This is a genomic window from Shewanella electrica, from assembly GCF_022321485.1.
GTDB lineage: Bacteria > Pseudomonadota > Gammaproteobacteria > Enterobacterales > Shewanellaceae > Shewanella > Shewanella electrica.
The window spans coordinates 1-262 of the sequence record NZ_JAKOGG010000398.1; the positions used below are offsets into that span (position 1 = coordinate 1).

The 262-nt window shown below is 43.9% G+C and carries 1 protein-coding gene; it reads left to right on the forward strand.

Features of this window, described 5'->3' with window-relative positions; translation table 11 throughout:
• A partial coding sequence (locus tag L9G74_RS24310) for a superoxide dismutase family protein (protein ID WP_238898702.1) occupies positions 1 to 211 on the forward strand: 211 nt, incomplete at its 5' end.
• Positions 212 to 262: the final 51 nt, after the last annotated feature.

Sequence of the window (262 nt, forward strand, 5' to 3'; positions counted from 1 at the left end):
TGGGAATGTTAATGTCGGTGATGATGGTACTGTCAGCTTCACTATTACTGACAGCCAGATTCCTCTCACTGGACCAAACAACATCATAGGAAGGGCGGTTGTTGTCCATGCTGATCCTGATGATCTTGGGAAAGGTGGTCATGAGCTTAGCAAAACTACTGGAAATGCTGGTGGCAGAGTAGCTTGTGGTATCATTGGTCTGCAAGGATAAACTAATCACATGAAGTTGGAAACGTGCTTTAGATTTGTGGAATAAAGTAGC